This is a genomic window from Clostridium celatum DSM 1785 (assembly GCF_000320405.1).
GTDB lineage: Bacteria > Bacillota > Clostridia > Clostridiales > Clostridiaceae > Clostridium > Clostridium celatum.
The window spans coordinates 41,643-59,349 of record NZ_KB291640.1; the positions used below are offsets into that span (position 1 = coordinate 41,643).

The 17,707-nt window shown below is 27.5% G+C and carries 17 protein-coding genes; 14 read left to right on the top strand and 3 right to left on the bottom strand.

The window, feature by feature from the left end; genetic code table 11:
• Positions 1–3: 3 nt before the first annotated feature.
• The 8 genes from HMPREF0216_RS07315 (at position 4) to HMPREF0216_RS07350 (ending at position 9,057) form a co-directional block, all read left to right on the top strand.
• Positions 4–813, top strand: a complete 810-nt coding sequence (locus HMPREF0216_RS07315) for a TlyA family RNA methyltransferase (protein WP_005213074.1) — start codon at positions 4–6, stop codon at positions 811–813.
• A 41-nt stretch (positions 814–854) separates the two neighbouring features.
• Entirely contained in the window at positions 855–1,685 is an 831-nt protein-coding gene (locus HMPREF0216_RS07320) for an NAD(+)/NADH kinase (RefSeq protein WP_005213087.1), read from the top strand.
• A gap of 23 nt (positions 1,686–1,708) precedes the next feature.
• Positions 1,709–2,158: an arginine repressor gene (locus HMPREF0216_RS07325; protein ID WP_005213089.1), complete on the top strand. Its 450-nt coding sequence runs from the start codon at positions 1,709–1,711 to the stop codon at positions 2,156–2,158.
• Positions 2,159–2,178: 20 nt separating this feature from the next.
• Positions 2,179–3,879: a DNA repair protein RecN gene (recN, locus tag HMPREF0216_RS07330; protein WP_005213095.1), complete on the top strand. Its 1,701-nt coding sequence runs from the start codon at positions 2,179–2,181 to the stop codon at positions 3,877–3,879.
• A 176-nt stretch (positions 3,880–4,055) separates the two neighbouring features.
• Positions 4,056–5,246: a SpoIVB peptidase gene (gene spoIVB / locus HMPREF0216_RS07335; protein WP_005213096.1), complete on the top strand. Its 1,191-nt coding sequence runs from the start codon at positions 4,056–4,058 to the stop codon at positions 5,244–5,246.
• A gap of 320 nt (positions 5,247–5,566) precedes the next feature.
• Positions 5,567–6,376 (top strand): sporulation transcription factor Spo0A, encoded by an 810-nt coding sequence (gene spo0A / locus HMPREF0216_RS07340; protein ID WP_040419320.1) that lies wholly within the window; start codon positions 5,567–5,569, stop codon positions 6,374–6,376.
• A 164-nt stretch (positions 6,377–6,540) separates the two neighbouring features.
• Positions 6,541–7,548 carry a tyrosine-type recombinase/integrase gene (locus HMPREF0216_RS07345; protein WP_005213098.1) on the top strand — a complete coding sequence of 336 codons (1,008 nt, stop codon included), beginning with the start codon at positions 6,541–6,543 and terminating at the stop codon, positions 7,546–7,548.
• A gap of 567 nt (positions 7,549–8,115) precedes the next feature.
• Complete coding sequence (locus HMPREF0216_RS07350) at positions 8,116–9,057, top strand: helix-turn-helix domain-containing protein (RefSeq protein WP_005213099.1); 942 nt, start codon at positions 8,116–8,118, stop codon at positions 9,055–9,057.
• Positions 9,058–9,190: 133 nt separating this feature from the next.
• On the opposite strand, the gene HMPREF0216_RS07355 is transcribed toward HMPREF0216_RS07350, so the two are convergent.
• From HMPREF0216_RS07355 to HMPREF0216_RS07365, 3 genes are read right to left on the bottom strand one after another with little or no spacing between them, the layout of a single operon-like run.
• Entirely contained in the window at positions 9,191–9,823 is a 633-nt protein-coding gene (locus HMPREF0216_RS07355; protein ID WP_005213112.1) for a hypothetical protein, read from the bottom strand.
• 16 nt (positions 9,824–9,839) lie between these two features.
• Positions 9,840–10,226 carry a phBC6A51 family helix-turn-helix protein gene (locus HMPREF0216_RS07360; protein WP_005213119.1) on the bottom strand — a complete coding sequence of 129 codons (387 nt, stop codon included), beginning with the start codon at positions 10,224–10,226 and terminating at the stop codon, positions 9,840–9,842.
• Positions 10,201–10,485: a hypothetical protein gene (locus HMPREF0216_RS07365; RefSeq protein WP_005213120.1), complete on the bottom strand. Its 285-nt coding sequence runs from the start codon at positions 10,483–10,485 to the stop codon at positions 10,201–10,203. Before HMPREF0216_RS07365 ends, HMPREF0216_RS07360 begins: the two co-directional genes overlap by 26 nt.
• Before the next feature lie 717 nt (positions 10,486–11,202).
• On the opposite strand from HMPREF0216_RS07365, the gene HMPREF0216_RS07370 reads away from it, so the two are divergent.
• The 6 genes from HMPREF0216_RS07370 to HMPREF0216_RS07395 all read left to right on the top strand — a co-directional run bounded on the left by HMPREF0216_RS07370 (position 11,203) and on the right by HMPREF0216_RS07395 (position 17,673).
• Complete coding sequence (locus HMPREF0216_RS07370) at positions 11,203–11,844, top strand: recombinase family protein (RefSeq protein ID WP_005213121.1); 642 nt, start codon at positions 11,203–11,205, stop codon at positions 11,842–11,844.
• A 165-nt stretch (positions 11,845–12,009) separates the two neighbouring features.
• On the top strand, positions 12,010–12,660 hold the full coding sequence (locus tag HMPREF0216_RS07375; RefSeq protein ID WP_005213122.1) for a hypothetical protein: 651 nt from the start codon (positions 12,010–12,012) through the stop codon (positions 12,658–12,660).
• Positions 12,661–13,076: 416 nt separating this feature from the next.
• Complete coding sequence (locus HMPREF0216_RS07380; protein ID WP_005213123.1) at positions 13,077–14,366, top strand: hypothetical protein; 1,290 nt, start codon at positions 13,077–13,079, stop codon at positions 14,364–14,366.
• Positions 14,367–14,429: 63 nt separating this feature from the next.
• The gene (locus HMPREF0216_RS07385) at positions 14,430–15,923 is read left to right on the top strand and encodes a class I SAM-dependent DNA methyltransferase (RefSeq protein WP_005213126.1); all 1,494 of its coding nucleotides are present in this window, start codon (positions 14,430–14,432) and stop codon (positions 15,921–15,923) included.
• A complete protein-coding gene (locus HMPREF0216_RS17485) occupies positions 15,913–17,187 on the top strand; it encodes a restriction endonuclease subunit S (RefSeq protein ID WP_005213129.1) in 1,275 nt (424 codons plus the stop codon). Before HMPREF0216_RS07385 ends, HMPREF0216_RS17485 begins: the two co-directional genes overlap by 11 nt.
• 102 nt (positions 17,188–17,289) lie before the next feature.
• The gene (locus tag HMPREF0216_RS07395; protein ID WP_005213131.1) at positions 17,290–17,673 is read left to right on the top strand and encodes a hypothetical protein; all 384 of its coding nucleotides are present in this window, start codon (positions 17,290–17,292) and stop codon (positions 17,671–17,673) included.
• The last annotated feature ends 34 nt before the right edge of the window (positions 17,674–17,707 follow it).

A 17,707-nucleotide genomic window follows, 5' to 3' on the forward strand; every position in this document is an offset into this window, starting at 1 on the left:
ATAATGGCATCAAAAAAAGAAAGATTAGATATATTATTAGTTGATAAAGGTATATGTACCTCAAGAGAAAGAGCTAAAACTAATATTATGGCAGGCTTAGTATTTGTTGATGGTCAAAGAGTCGATAAAGCAGGAGAAAAAGTAAATATAGATGCAGATATAGTTTTTAAAGGTGAAGAACTTAAATATGTAAGTCGTGGTGGACTTAAATTAGAAAAAGCTATGAATGAATTTAATATTTCTCTAAAAGATAAAGTCTGTATGGATATTGGTGCATCTACAGGTGGATTTACAGATTGTATGCTTCAAAATGATGCAAGCAAAGTTTTTTCAGTAGATGTAGGATATGGCCAATTTGCGTGGAAATTAAGAACAGATGAGAGAGTAGTTTGCATGGAGAGAACAAATATAAGATATGTAACTCCAGAGGATATTGGTGAAAAATTAGATTTTGCATCAATAGATGTATCTTTTATTTCTCTTAGAACTATTATGCCTGCTGTTAAAAATTTATTAAAGGAAACAGGTGAAGTTGTAGCATTAATAAAACCACAATTTGAAGCTGGTAGAGATAAAGTAGGAAAAAAAGGTGTGGTTAGAGATAAGGAAGTTCATCATGAGGTAATATTAAAGATAGTTAATTACCTTATAGAAAATGAATTTAATATCTTAGGCTTAAGTTATTCACCAATTAAAGGCCCAGAAGGAAATAGAGAGTACTTAGTTTACTTTACAAAAGATAAAGAAAAAGAAAGTAATTTTGAATTAAGTATAATTGATAATATTGTAAATGAATCACATAGCCAGCTTTAAAAGCTGGCTTTAGGTGTATGATAGTGATATAGGAGATTGAGATGAATAATATTGTAATTGCGATAAATCCATCAAAGGATAATGAAGGGAAAATATTGTCTTTAGTAATATCTAAAGTTACTTATGTTTTTTCAAAATCAAAAGTAATTGTACTAAATAGTTATGAATTAAATAAGTATGATTTTCAAGAAGAAGTAGATTTACTGATTGTCTTAGGTGGAGATGGAACATTATTAGGAGTAGCAAGAGATATTAATGATAGATATGATATCCCTATATTAGGAGTGAATATTGGAAATTTAGGATTTTTATCAAGTATAGAAATTCAAGATTTGGACAATGCTTTAAATAAGATAAAGGCTAAAAAATATTCTATAGAAAATAGAATACTGTTAGAATGTAAAGTTGGTATGGAAAATGAGGAAAAGAGTTGTAAAGCATTAAATGATGTTGTAATTGCAAGAGGAACATTATCAAGAATGGCAAGATTTGAAGTTTTTATAGATGGAAAACTTTATTATGAGTTTAAGGGTGATGGTATAATAATTGCAACACCTACTGGTTCTACAGCATATTCTTTTTCAGCAGGAGGTCCTTTTGTATATCCAGACGTAGATGTAATTACATTAACACCTATATGTCCACATACTAGAGGAATGCAACCAATAGTTTTAAAAAGTAGTAGTAAAATAGAGATAAAATCTGAAAATTATAATGGTGAAATATATGTAACTTTTGATGGTCAAGAAGTTATGGAAATAAAGGATAACACTTCAATAATTATAAGTAAAGCAAAAAAAACTGCGAAAATTTTATTGTTTGAAGATTATGATTACTTTAAAGTACTAAGGAAAAAGATTCTTAGTAATTAGTGAGAAGATAAAAGGAGAAAATTATGAAATCAAAAAGGCATAGTAAGATATTAGAAATAATTAATAATATTGATATAGAAACTCAAGAAGAATTAGCAGAAGAATTAAAAAGATCAGGATATGATGTAACTCAAGCTACAGTATCAAGAGATATAAAACTTTTAAAACTTGTTAAGGTGCAAAGTGAATCTGGAAAATATAGATATATAGCTCCAACAAAAGAAGAAAGAGATATAAATGATAAGTTATATAGTATACTAGCTAATGCAGCTATTTCAGTTGATAAAGTAGATAAATTTGTAGTAATAAAGACACTTACAGGTGCAGCATCAGCAGTTGCTGAAGCTATAGATAATATTTATACTAATGATGTAGCAGGAACTATAGCTGGAGATAATACTATTTTTGTATTATCAAGAACAGAAGAAAAGGCTATAGAGCTTATGGAAAAAGTAAGAAAAGTTATTTCTTAATTTTATAAAGGTGGGGTACAATGCTAGTCGAGTTAAATATTAAAAATTTTGCGTTGATTCAAGAATTATCTGTTGAATTTGGTACAGGGTTTAATATATTATCTGGAGAAACCGGTGCAGGGAAATCAATACTTATAGACACTATAGATTATGTATTAGGTGGAAAGTTTTCAAAGGATCAAATAAGATATGGTGAAAATAAAACTATTGTAGAAGCATTATTTTCTATAGAAAATGAAGATATTTATGATGTTTTAGATGAGTTTTCTATTGAAAGAGATGATATGTTAGTTATATCTAGAGAAACTACTATAAATGGGAAGAGCATAATTAAAGTAAATGGTAGAAGCATAGTATTGTCTCAATTAAAGAAAATTAGAGAAAAGCTATTAGATATACATGGTCAGCACCAAAATCAAAATCTTTTAAATAGAGGAACTCATATTTTATACTTAGATGAATTTTGTATTGAAAAGATAAAAGATTTACTTAATGATTTTGAAGAGTTAAGAAGTAAATACTTAGAAAATCAAGAGAAAATAAATAGTTTAAAAGGTAATGAAGATAGAGAAAAGTTAGCCGATTATATTAAGTTCCAAATAGAAGATATAGAAAAAGCAAACTTAAAAATTGGCGAAGAAGAAGATTTAAAAGAAGAATTTAATTTATTATCAAATGCAGAAAAAATTTCAAATAGCTTAGTTAAGTCTTATAGTTATTTAAATTCTTCTAATGAAGGAATATCAGTATTAGAAGGATTATCAAAAGTAATATCAGAATTATCTCATGTAGAAGAACATTTTGAAAAAATAAAAGAAAAGAAAAATCAAATTGAAGAAGCATATTATAATATAGAAGAAGTTACTAGAGAAATTAGAGATATTGGTAGCGAAATACATTATGATGAAGAAGCTTTAGCAAAAATAAATGAAAGAATTTATACTATTGCTATATATAAGAAAAAATATGGAAACTCCATAGAAGAGATATTAGATAATTTAAAAGATCTTAAAGAAAGATATAACGAACTTGTAAATTCGGAAGAAATAATAAACAAGTTAAAAGAAGAGCTTAAAGTATTAGAAGAAAAGATGAAGAAAATCGGTGAAAAGCTTCATCATATAAGAACTGAAGCTAGTGAAATTTTAGAGGAGAAAATAAAAAGAGAATTATCATATGTAGGACTTGAAAAAGCTATTATTAAAATAGATGTAGAATTAAGTGAAAATATGAATACAAGAGGATATGATGAAGTTCAATTCTTAGTTTCAGCAAATCCAGGTGAACCTTTAAAGCCACTGGAAAAAGTTCTTTCAGGCGGAGAATTATCAAGAATAATGTTAGCACTTAAATGTGTCTTTGTAGATAAAGATAAAATCCCAACATTAATTTTTGATGAAATAGATACAGGTATAAGTGGTGCAATTGGAAAAAGAGTTGGTGAAAAAATGTACGAAGTATCTGTAAAACATCAAGTCTTATGTATAACGCATTTACCACAAATTGCAGCTTTATCAGACAATCATTACTTTGTTTCTAAAAAAGTTGAAGATAACAAAACCTTCACAGGAATTAGAGTATTAAATAGAGAAGATAAGATTAAAGAAATAGCAAAAATGGTAGGTGGTGACGAAATAAGTGAAGTTACTATCGAAAATGCAGAAGAAATGGTGAAATTTGCTGAAATAAAAAAAGAAGAAATTAAAAAAGATTCATTTTAGATACATAAGGTATAGAATTAAGGTAAAAAATAAAATCATGGTAATTTAGCATGGTTTTATTTTTTTTATGTAATTTTTTTTAAAATAATAATTTTTGACTTATATAACAAAGTTACTACAGCATATAAAAAAGTCATAGGGGAAAATTAATATTAGAGAAGCAAGGAGGAGATAAAATGATAAAAAAAATAATAAAAAATTTTAGCATAATAACTGCTCCAATAGCTATATTAGCGTTAATTACTTATATTAGTATTTCCCATCTACCTGATAAGATATATGTTAATGAGAGTACGGAAGTATCTGATATATGTATACAAAATTCAAGTATATTAAATAAAATAAACGTTAAAAAAGATAAATTAAATGTAGATTTTTTAGGTGTTATCCCTGTAAAATCAGTTGCGGTACAAAAGGTGGAAGATATAAAGCTATATCCTGGCGGAACAAGTGTTGGAATAAAACTTTCCACTGAAGGTGTTTTGGTTGTAGGCTTCTCAAAAGTTGATGGTGTTAATGGAAGTGAAATTAGTCCAGCAAAAAATGCAGGAATACAGCTTGGAGATGTTTTATTAAAAGTAAATGAAGAAGCTATTGAAAGTTCAAAACAACTTAGTTCAATACTAAGAAACAATAATTCAAGCAGTGTAAATATAGAGTTTTTAAGAGATGGATGTAAATTTAATAAAGAAGTAGAATTAATTAAAGAAGGCGATGAATATAAATTAGGCCTTTGGGTAAGAGATTCTACTGCGGGAATTGGAACTCTTACATTCTATCATAAAGATAGTGAAACTTTTGGTGCTTTAGGACACCCAATTACTGATGGTGATACAAATACTACATTTACCATTAAAGAGGGTGAACTTTTATCTGCATCAGTATTAAGCGTAAGAAAAGGTGAAAAAGGTACTCCAGGAGAATTAAGGGGATTATTTGTAAATGAAAAAAATTCTATAGGAAATATTCAAAATAATACTTCCTCAGGAATTTTTGGTCAATCATATGTTCCTTTAGTTAATTCAGAGTTTAATCAACCGATGTCTATAGGGTATAGAAATGAAATAACAGAAGGAAAAGCTACCATTATTACAACAATAGATGATAGTGGTCCTAAAGAATATGAAATAGAAATAGTTAAGCTTCTCCAACAAGATAAACCAGGTCCTAAGAGTATGATAATAAAAGTTACTGATGAAGAGCTTTTAAGTAAAACTGGTGGTATAGTTCAAGGAATGAGTGGAAGTCCAATTATCCAAAATAATAAAATAGTTGGAGCTGTAACTCATGTGTTAATAAATAAACCTGATATAGGATATGGAATATATATAGAGTGGATGCTAGAAGATGCAGGTATATTAAATTAAGATAAAACAATAAAAAAGGTAAAGATTTTAGAGATTTTTACCTTTTTTTATTTAAAAAACTTATTTGCGTATATAAAGATGTTGCGAAATTACAAAAATATTAAGAATATATAAAATATATAAAAAAATTTCAAGAAAATGTAAAATTAACTGTTTTTATTTTAAATTTTATGTTATAATATAATCAATGTAGTTATAAAAATAGTAAATATAATTAATTTTACAGGAATTACAGTAATATTAGCAAATGGATTAAATACTTATAATATAAGTTTTATTTGAAAGCCAAATTAATAAGGGGTAAGAAAGGGAGATCAAAAATGAATGGAAATAAAATATCAGTTATAATTGCTGACGACAACAAAGAATTCTGTAGTATTTTAAATGATTACTTATTAAATCAAAGAGATATAGTTGTAACAGGAATCGCTAAAGACGGACGTGAAGCTTTAACGTTAATTGAAGAAAAAGAACCAGATTTAGTAATACTTGATATAATAATGCCTCATTTAGATGGATTAGGAGTTTTAGAAAGATTAAATTCTATGAATTTATCTAAATTCCCAAGAATAGTTGTTTTATCTGCAGTAGGACAAGATAAAATAACACAAAGAGCAATTACTTTAGGTGCAGACTACTATGTTGTTAAGCCTTTCGATATGGATATATTTACAAAACGTATAAGAGAAATGTTCAATGATAGTATCATAGCTGAACCGGTAAAAAGACAATCAACTATGCCAACAACAGAAATGATTACAACAAACAGAGGTCCAGTTGACTTAGAAACTGAAATTACAAACATAATTCACGAGATAGGTGTACCGGCTCACATAAAAGGATACATGTATTTAAGAGAAGCTATAACTATGGTTGTTAATGATATGGAATTATTATCAGCTGTAACTAAGGAATTATATCCTTCAATCGCTAAGAAATATAATACAACAGCTTCAAGAGTAGAAAGAGCTATAAGACATGCTATCGAAGTAGCTTGGGGTAGAGGACAAGTTGAAGCTATCAATAAATTATTTGGATACACTGTTCATAATGAAAAAGGTAAGCCAACAAATTCAGAATTTATTGCAATCATTGCTGACAAGCTAAGATTAAAGAATAAAGTATCTTAGTAGCTTATAAATGCAGTAATATAGCGGTTGAGCATATAATTGCAGTTTTGTCAAATTCATTGTAATTATAGCACTAAACTGTTTTTCGTATCATAAGATTAATAAAATTTAATATTTAAGAATGTAAGCCTTCTTTGGTCGTATGACTAAAGGAGGTTTTTTTTGTGCCTAAAATTATAAAAAGGAATAATATCAATGTTTATATAGAAAATTTTATGGAACATTGTAAGTTAAAAGGCCTAAGTAAAAAGACAATGAATTCTTATGAAGGAACTTTAAGATTATTTTCAAAATTTCTAGAAGAAGAATATCAGATAGGAAATGTTGTCGGAGTTAAGCATAAACACATAAATGAGTATTTAAAGTTTACTAAAGAGCGAGGTAAGTATAGTTATGTTTCTAATGATAAAACTGTTGCTTTAAATAATCCTGCTAATAGACAAGACCTAGGTAAGAAAATATCTAATATAACGATTAATAATTACATTAGGAATATGAAAGTATTTTTTAATTGGTGTATTGTCGAAGGAATAATTAAAAAAAGTCCAATGGATGATATAGAATTTCTTAAAGCAAAAAGAAAAGCAAAAGAAGATATTTCAGATGAAGATTTTATGGCACTTATTAAAGTAATGGATATAACTAAGTTTCATGAGTATAGAGATTATGTTATAGTTCAGCTGATCATGGATACTGGAATGAGATTAGGAGAAACACTATCTTTAGAAATAACAGATGTGCATTTAGAAAAGAGATATATTGAAATCCCAGCAGAAATAACTAAAGGTAAAAAAGATAGAGTAGTATTCTTTAGTAATACAATGATGACGATTTTAAGAAAGTGGATACAGTATAAAGATAGATATACAGATGATGAAATAAGGGTATTTTGCACTAAATCTGGCACTAAGTTTGAAGTGAGGAATTTTGAAAGAAATTTTAGAGTGTATAGAGAAAGAGCTGGTATTAGTAAGAATATTACACCACATGGATTAAGAAATAATTTTGCAAAAAGATTTTTAATGAGTGGCGGTGATATATATACACTTTCAAGGATATTAGGTCATAGTTCTGTTGTAGTTACTGAAAAAGCTTATTTAGATTTAACAGTAAGTGATATAAGAAAAAACTATAAACAGTTTAGTCCATTAGAAAATATGAATAAAAGATAAAACAAAAGGAGCTACGCCAATAGCTCCAACTGCAACAATTAAATATTGTTAAATTAACTTTGTATATCCCTCTTGGAGATACCTAAACCGTAATTAAATGGTATCAAAAAAAAGAAGGATGTGCAAGGCTTAGTTTCCTATTGCCTAAAATTGCTATAGGTCAGTTGTCTAAGCACTAGAACAACTATAAATAACTCTAGAGGTCAGTTGAGCCAATGCAGTAAAATCAACTATAACACGATTATATACTATTCCCTTCTTTAGTGGTGTTATGTACGGTGAGGGCTACCATAAAAGGCTCGGAGGTTACTTGGGAGATTAATATCTCGGTAGGTACTGGCATTGTTTCGACAACTTGTAGGACAAGCATTATAAGTAAAAAGCTAGTATTGTTTTAAACAGTAAATAAGAAGGGTGTCTAGGCGAAGGCTCAATGCTTTATACAGACTATATATGACAGTTTATCTACTTATGTTGCAATAGTAATAGTTTTATGTTGCAATAATAGGTAGATAAATTATCATGACTCTGAACTCATACATAACCAGACTATATGGAGGGAAATACATGAAGGATTATGAAAAAGAATTAATTAAGTTATATAATGAAACTTTTGGTACTTTAGAAGAAGTAAGCAGGGTAGTTGGTATATCAAGAAATAAAGCTGCTTCAATATTGCAGAAATATGATGTAGTTAGAAATAGTAAAAGGGTTGAAGTTGCAAAAGAATTATACAGTACTAAGAAATATTCAGTAACTCAATTAGCAGTAAAAGTTGGGATGACAAGAACAACATTAGCTAAATATCTTAAAGAAGATAATGATATTGAAATGTTTAATCCGTTAAAAATATATGAGTATAATGAAGATTATTTTAAATGTATAGATAGTGATGAAAAAGCTTATTGGTTAGGGTTTATTTGCGCAGATGGCTCCATAGTAGAAGCAAAAACATATCTAACTTTAGAAATAGGATTACAACTTAGTGATAGAGAACATTTAGTGAAATTTCTAAGAGCATTAAGTTTTAAAGAAAGTGATATAGATAAGAAAATAAGAGTTAAAAATATAAGATTAAAAGATAAGACTTATAAAAGCTGTAGTATTGTAATTAACAGTACAAGGATGTGTGAAGATTTAATTAAACTAGGTGTTGTTCCAAGAAAATCATTAGTAATGAAGTTTCCGAATAAAATAAGCAAACAGCTAATACCTGCATTTTTAAGAGGATATATTGATGGAGATGGTGGATATAATATTAGGTATAGAAGAGATGGAAGTAAATCAGTAAGACTATATATAATCGCAACAGAAGAGTTTTTAAATGAATTCTATAATTTTTATAAAAGACAAGTATCACCTACTAAATTATTAAGCAAAAAAGGCACTCCTGTGCGACAGTTAGAAAAGGGTGGTAGTGAAGCAGAATATATAATTAGAAATATTTATGAAGGAGCAACTGTTTATTTAGAGAGAAAATATAATAAAATTAATTATTTATTTAAATAATATAATAAGATTATATGATTAGGTTAAGTAGAAATAATAAAAAAATTAAGGAAGATTTTCATATATAGTACCCGATGATAAGGTATAGATAATATGATAAATCTCCCTTGTTATTATATAAAAGGCAATTACATTATAATTTAAAATAACTATTATTTTCAGTAGGGATAAATCCTTTAAACATGTTTTCTCTAAGTGGATTTAGTATATTAATAGCAGAAGTTATATTCGGATATGTTAAAGCAGAATACACATCTGGCTCCATTTCAATTTCAAGTTCAGCATAAATAGCTTTTAATTCATTATTTAGAATATGATAATCTTTAGTAGTTTCAGTCATAGAATAATAAATATCCCATTGAGAATTAACTAGCTTTTTAAATTCATAAGCATAATCATTTAGGATAGATAAGCATTCTTTACTACGATCACGCATGCCATTAACAACTAATATATCTAAGTCATGCTTAATTTCTGCAAGATATGTAACAACAAAATTATTATAAATATCAGTTAAGAAAGCTTTTTCTTCTAATAATCCATCTATAGATTTAGTAAGTTTTTTTATTTCAGAAATTTTACTAATGTCGCCTGTTGCTAACAGCATTTCTTTCTTTTCATTATTCTCTTTTATTTTTTTAGATAAAGTATCTATTTTCTTAGATAGCTCTTCTTTTCTAGCATTTGCAGTATCAATTTTATTTCTTAAATGATTTAGTTCATTTAATGATTGTTGATATATTTTAGCATTATTTAATTTACTCATTTTTTATTACTCCTTTTTAAAAATTATTTGCTTCTTCTAATATTTCCTCTAGTGTTATATTAGCAAGATTAGAATGTTTAGTATTAGTTATTGGTTCCTCTTTAAAATGTTCAGATAGCTTAGCTATAATTTCAAAAGCTTTTAACTTATGATTTGGATTTAGCGAGTGAAGTAATATATCCTCAATCTCTGTTAATCCTTGAAATGTTAACCAAGTAAGTTTCTTATCTAAAGCTTTATTTAATTCTGATTTAAAGTTCTTATTATCAAACCAACTGTAAATAGTACTTCTACCAATATTTAATTCACAGCTAGTTTCTGTTATAGATTTACCAATTGATAGCATTTCAATAGCTTGTTTTTGGTTTACTGTTAGATTATTTTTTTGAATAACTTGCTGCATAATGACGTTTGACCTCCGAGTGATTTAGATTAAGTTTAGTATCTAAATGATATAATATCCTTAAATAAGTCTCTTCCTTAATATTACTTCTGCCTTTGATAATATCGCAGATTCTTTGAGGACTAAGTTCTACAATATCAGCAATTTGACGGTAACTTAAGCAGTAAGAAAATCTTATTTCCTGTAATAATTCTGATAATGATACTCCATATTGTAATAAGTATCTAAATAAACCTAATAATTCTTTTGTAATCTTCATTTGATTACCTCCTAATAATATTTTTATCTTTTCACCTATAAGTCCGTCATATATGTAAAACTACAACCTATTACTAAAAAATATTGTATATATTTCAGATAGCATTGCTGTAACTATATTTATGGGTGGTCACCCGTTTGAGGGGGGGGAGAGATAAAGAGAAAGTTCTTTAGATAAGCTTAGATTAAACTATATATTTATTAAATAATTTATAGTGTTAAAACGATTAAGATAAGTAAGTTGAAATGATGATAATTATAGTAGATTTGCTATATATGAAGATTGTTTAAGTAATTATATATATGATAATGAAAATACTACTCCCATAATAAAAACTGCTATAGAGCTTATATGGCTAGAATAAATAAAATAGTATGATTAACTTAATAATAGAGAATATAGTTGGATACAAGACAAATTAGTAGATGAATAGTTTTTATATCAGAATTAGTATAAAGGTGTTAGATAATAAAATAAGATAGCTCCAATAGATTTAATTACTGTAGATATGATTACTAATAGTAGTGAAAACACATGACTCCTTCTATACAAAAAAAGTGTGTAAAAATCATTTGATTAAGGTTACACTTGAAAAAGCGGGAAATAGCTGGGTATATAAGTATAATTAGCTATAAATTATGTTACCTAAAGTTGAATATGATTTAGGTTACAATATATAATAAAGTTACTGAAAAATAGTAATGTGGGGAGATAATAATGATATTTGGATATACAAGAATTTCAACTAAGAAAGATACTCAAACTACAGAGAGACAGGTATTAACTTTAAATCAATACTCTATAACTAATGGTTTTAATTTTGATGAAATAATAGAAGAAAGAGTAAGTGGGACTGTTAAAGCTGAAAATAGAGTAGAGTATAGTAAGTTAAAGGATAAGCTTAGAAAAGATGATATATTAGTTATAACTGATTTAGATAGATTAGGAAGAAATGCTGATGATGTAATAATGGAGTTGAAACAACTTAAACTGCAAGGAGTTAGAGTGGTGGCTTTAGATATGCCTTATATGAGTGATTGGAATAAAGCTAATGATAGTAGTATATATGATATGATTATTGATATTGTTATTACTATAAAGGCTCATATGGCTCAACAGGAAAGAGAAAAGACTATAACAAGAATTAATCAAGGATTAGATGTGGCTAGAGCTAAGGGAAAGAAATTAGGTAGACCAGAAAAGGAGCTTCCAAAAGACTTTAAGAAATACTATGATAAGATGATTAATAAAGAAATTAATAAAGTTGAGATGGCTAAATTACTAGGTGTATCACGAAAACATCTATATACTATGATTGAAAAATATAATAATGAAAATAATTTGAGTAGCTGCTTATAGTGTAGCTATTCTTTTTTATGTAAATTTTTAATGTTTAGTATTGTGCAATAGGTATGGAAATTAAGAAATTTATATTAAATTGAAATGTCACAGTATAGTTTATTATTAGACATATATAGTGAGGTATAAAAATAAAATAAAGATACTTCAGTAGGAGGAAAAAGGATGGCAAAAATACTAACGTTTAAAAATTTGGATAATAAAAGTTTGGATATTGAAAGGTTAAAAAGTAGATATTTTAATTTGAAAGAAAATAATTCAGAGTTAAAGAAAATAAAAAAATATGAGGAAAAAATATTATTTGAGCTATTACAATTAAGAGGAAATTATACTATGGTAGATGCTGCATTTGAGATAGCGGAAATATTAGACTATGATGTTAATACTGTATTAGAAACATTTATTATGCTTCAACGAATAGAGATAAGAGGAGAGTCATTAGAGATAGATGAAAGAATTAATATAAAAGTAGACTTATCTAAGAAAGGATTAAAACCTATTGAAATAATAGCATTTTTTAAAAAATTCTATTTCAAAACGTATAAGTTCGAGTATAAAGTTAATTATGCTAAAGATATTAATCAAGTGAAAAAATTACACGTTAATTATAATGATGATGAGATTTTAGAAGCTATAGAAACTTTTATAACTGATTACAATATAAGATATGAAAACAGAAAATATCCATTTCCTACAATTGGAGCATTCTGTTCGTGGGGAATAGAAAGAAGTTATAGTGAAAATAGTAGTAAAAAAGCTATTTATTATGATAGATATAAAGATAAAGATGACGATAAGGAGTTTACATTATTTTAGGAAATGGAATCTATTCAGAATATGGATTATTTTCATATCCTTTATTTATTAGTAAGAGATAAGCTGTAATATATAGTAACAATAGATAAGCTGTTATTTAATATATATATCAGCTAATATTTAGAAAGATATATATTATTTTTAAGACCGAATGATAATGAGGGCTAGTTTTGGTTACTTTATTAAAAGAACATAGAGAATACTTTTAATAGTAACTTCGTTACTGGGATATTCATCCCTAAAAATTTTATATATATTATATATTCTTTAAGAGATATAGAGTGAAAGCTAGTAATATAGCCGTTTAAAAGCTATTTTAACTGTTTTTTACATTATAGAACAGTTAAAAATTTTATTTATCAGAAAGTTAGTCACATTATCACATCACTACAAACATATTTAGTGAGGTGATAAAAGTGTTAAAAAAATATATAAAAAATGATTTTAAAATTACAGTAGTAGACTCAATAATGGGAAGTGGTAAAACTTCATGGGCAATAAAATATATTGATGAATTGCCAGAAGTTATAAAAGTTATATTTGCTACTCCGTTTTTATCAGAAGTTGATAGGGTTATCAAAAATGTAAATAGTAGAAAGTTTTATGAACCAAATGAAAAAAATGATAAGGGAACTAAATTAAATGGTTTTAAAGAATTGTTAAAAAAAGGTGCCAATATAGCCACTACACACAGCTTACTAAGATTAATTGATGATGAAATGCTAGCACTAATAAAGAAGGAGAATTATATATTAATTCAAGATGAATGTATGGAGGTTATGGAGCGAGTTGAGTTTGATAAATTTGATTTGCAATTAATGATAAATAGTAGCTTTATTAGTATGGAAGATAAAAATTGCTTAAAGTGGATAGGTCCGAGCGAGTATAAAGGAAGATTTAAAGAGATAAAGGATAGTTGTATTAATGGGGGATTATATAGATATGGAGAGAGTAGCATATTAATTTCATTCTTAAGAAGAGATATATTTGATGCTTTTGGAACTGTATTTATATTGACATATATGTTTGATGGGCAGTATCAGAAATATTATTTTGATTTTTTTGAAATAGAGTATCAGTTGAAATCAGTATCAAGAGTAGGTGGCGAGTATAGGTTGAGTAGTTATTATGAACAAGGAGGGCAACAGTTTAATAAGTTGATAAACGTATATAATGGAGATTTAAATAAAATAGGTGATGGAATATGTTCATTATCTTCTACAAAATTAAAAGCAATGAATAAGGATGAAGCAAAAATTATAAAAAATTCAATATATAATTACTTTCATAATATAACAAAAAGCAAATCTAATGATAATATGTGGACTACTGTCAAGGCAGCAGAAACTAAGTTGAAAGGAACAGGCTATTCAAAAGGATTTGTAGCTTGTAATAGTAGGGCAACAAATGAATTTTCAGAAAAAAGAAATTTGGCATATATATTGAACAGATTTATTAATCCAATAGAGAAGAACTTCTTTAATGACAATGGAATAGAATTTGATGAGGATAAATTTGCACTAGCTGAAATGTTACAATGGATATTTAGATCAGCAATAAGAAAGGGAGAAGATATAAATATTTATATACCATCTAAAAGAATGAGAAGGCTTTTAGAGGGGTGGTTAAATGATGTAGAATATAATATTATGTTAGAAGAAATGGATGAATTAGATGCTGCTATTGAATTACAAGATGTTTTATAAATGCAAATTAGAGAAAAATGTAGTAAAATAATATATATTAGGTCAATAAAGGAGCGAAAATAAATGGCAACAATAGGATTTGAAGAACAATTATGGGCATCTGCTGATAAGCTTAGAAACAATATGGATGCATCAGAATATAAGCATGTAGTATTAGGATTAATATTTTTAAAATATGTTTCAGATACATTTATGGAAAAATGGGAAGAGTTAATGGAAGATGACCCAGATTTTGCAGAAGATAGAGATGAGTATTTAGCAGAGGGGATATTCTGGGTTCCAGAGACAGCAAGATGGAATTACATAGCAGAAAGAGCGAAGCTACCAGAAATAGGTCAAGTAATAGATGCCGCTTTAGATAGTATAGAAAAAGAAAATGAAACTTTAAGAGGTGTATTACCTAAAAACTATTCAAGACCAGAATTAGATAAGAGAGTTTTAGGAGAAATAGTTGATTTATTCTCTAATATAAATGTTGGTGGAAGTATTGCTAAAGAAAAAGATGTATTAGGAAGAGTGTATGAATATTTCTTAGGAAAATTTGCAGCTAATGAAGGTAAAGGTGGTGGAGAGTTCTATACTCCTAAGTCTATAGTTACTTTAATGGTTGAAATGCTAGAGCCTTATAAGGGATATGTTTATGACCCAGCTTGTGGTTCTGGTGGGATGTTTGTACAGTCTTTAAAATTCGTTCAAGAACATAGTGGAAATGCTTTTGATATATCAGTATATGGTCAAGAGTCAAATCCAACAACATGGAAATTAGCTAAGATGAATATGGCTATTAGAGGAATAGAAAATAATCTTGGTAGCAAAAATGCAGATACTTTCCATGAAGATTTACATCCTTCACTTAAGGCAGATTATATCCTTGCCAATCCTCCTTTTAATCAAAGTGATTGGGGGCAACCTTTATTAGTTGATGATTCAAGATGGAAGTATGGAACACCACCAGCAGGAAATGCAAACTATGGATGGATAGAACATATGTTAGATAAATTAAGCCAAAAAGGAAGAGCAGCAGTTGTACTTGCTAATGGTTCTTTAAGTTCAAATACTTCTAATGAAGGTGAAATAAGAAAAAATATTTTAGAAGCTTATTTAGTAGATGCAATAGTAGCACTTCCAGATAAGTTATTCTATACAACAGGTATTCCAGTTTGTATTTGGTTCTTTAATAGAGATAAGAAGAATAAAGGTGAAACTTTATTTATAGATGCTAGAAAAATGGGAACTATGGTTAACAGAAGATTAAGAGAGTTAACTGATGAAGATATTAAAGAAGTAGCAGCTATTTATCATTCATATAAAGAAAATGAAAACTATGAAGATAAACAAGGCTTCTGCAAGAGAGCTACTATAGAAGAAATAAGAGCTAATGATTATATCCTAACCCCAGGAAGATATGTTGGAATTGAAGAAGTTGAAGATGATGGAGAACCATTTGAAGAAAAGATGGAAAGATTAACAAAAATACTTTCAGAGCAGTTCAAGAAATCTAAGGAGCTTGAAGGAGAAATAAGAAAGCAACTTGGAGGAATTGGATATGAGGTGTAAGAATTTTGATAATTATAAATTAGGTGAGTTGGTAGAGATTTCATCAAGTAAAAGGATATATGCTAAGGAGTATGTAGGATATGGAATTCCTTTTTATAGAGGTAAAGAAATAATTGAAAAGCATAAAGGTAATGATATAAGTACTGAGTTATATATTACTGAAGAAAGATATAATGAGCTGAAAGAAAAATTTGGTGTACCTAATGCAGGAGATATATTATTAACATCTGTTGGTACTTTAGGAGTACCTTACTTAGTTAAAGATGAAGAGTTTTACTTTAAAGATGGTAACCTAACATGGTTTAAATCTTTTAATCAAAAGTGTAATAATAAATTTATTTACTACTGGTTACAAAGTCCTTTTGCAAAAGAACAAATATATAATAGATGTATTGGTTCAACTCAGAAAGCATTAACAATAGACACATTAAAAAAGTTTGATATAAAACTACCGAGCCTAAGAGAACAAAAAGAAATAGTAAATTTACTATCAGCATTAGATAGAAAAATAGAACTAAATAATGAGATGAATAAAACTTTAGAGGAAATAGCTCAAGCTTTATTTAAAAGATGGTTTGTTGATTTTGAATTTCCTAATGAAAATGGAGAACCATATAAATCAAGTGGTGGAGAAATGGTTGAAAGTGAATTAGGGATAATACCTAAAGGATGGGAAATAGGATATTTATCTGATTTAGTAGACTCTATTTCAGTTAAGCATAAATTTAATAAGGATAAGATTATATTCTTAAACACTTCAGATATACTAGATGGTGAAGTGCTAACTAATGAATATTCAGATGTAGCAGCCCTTCCAGGACAAGCAAAAAAGAGTATACAAAAAAATGATATTTTATATAGTGAAATTAGACCTAAGAATAAGAGGTATGCATTTGTAGATTTTAAGTGTGAAGATTATGTTGTTTCTACTAAACTTATGGTATTAAGAGCAAAGTCAATTCTTAGCCCGACATTAATATATCAATTTTTAACTAGTAGTGATACTGTAGATTATTTACAATCAATTGCAGAGTCAAGGTCTGGAACATTTCCACAGATTACATTTAAAGAATTAGAAAAGTTAAAAATAGCGCTTCCAGAACAAGAGACATTATTAAAATGGAATAATAGTATATCTTCATTATTCTATAATATTCAAGAAAATAAGAGAGAAAATAAGTCATTAATTGAATTAAGAGATATATTATTACCAAAGCTTATGAGTGGTGAAATAATAGTAGAAGATATAGAAGCTAATCTGTAATGGATTGGCTTTTTTCTTGTAATAAATAATATGAAGCTTTGTAATAATTAGATGAATGTAGGAGTATAAATTAATATATTATCAAATTTGGGAGGTATATTAATGTCTAAATATATGAGTGATGAGGAATTTAGTAGCTCTAATATAATAAGTTACAGGGAAATTTCAGATATAAGAGATGTTCTAGAAAGTAAAGGTATAACAAATCTTACTGAAAGAATAGATTATGTAAAAGAAAATTATAGTGAGAAAACTTATGTCTATTTTATGTTAGAAGAATTAGATAATAAAATTTTGATGAATTATCGTGAAGCTCCTGAAGAGTGTTCATTCTCGATAGGAGCGATAGATGGAATTTTGAGGGCTTTTTTATTTGCATCTAAATATATGCAGGATAGGCTTCCAGAGCATGCTTATAAGTATATTATAAGTAAATCAAGTACCTTTGTATATGAATTGGAGGAGCAGCTAAAAGATATTAAATAAAATTACAGTGAAGAAAGTGTTATAGAAGTTATTT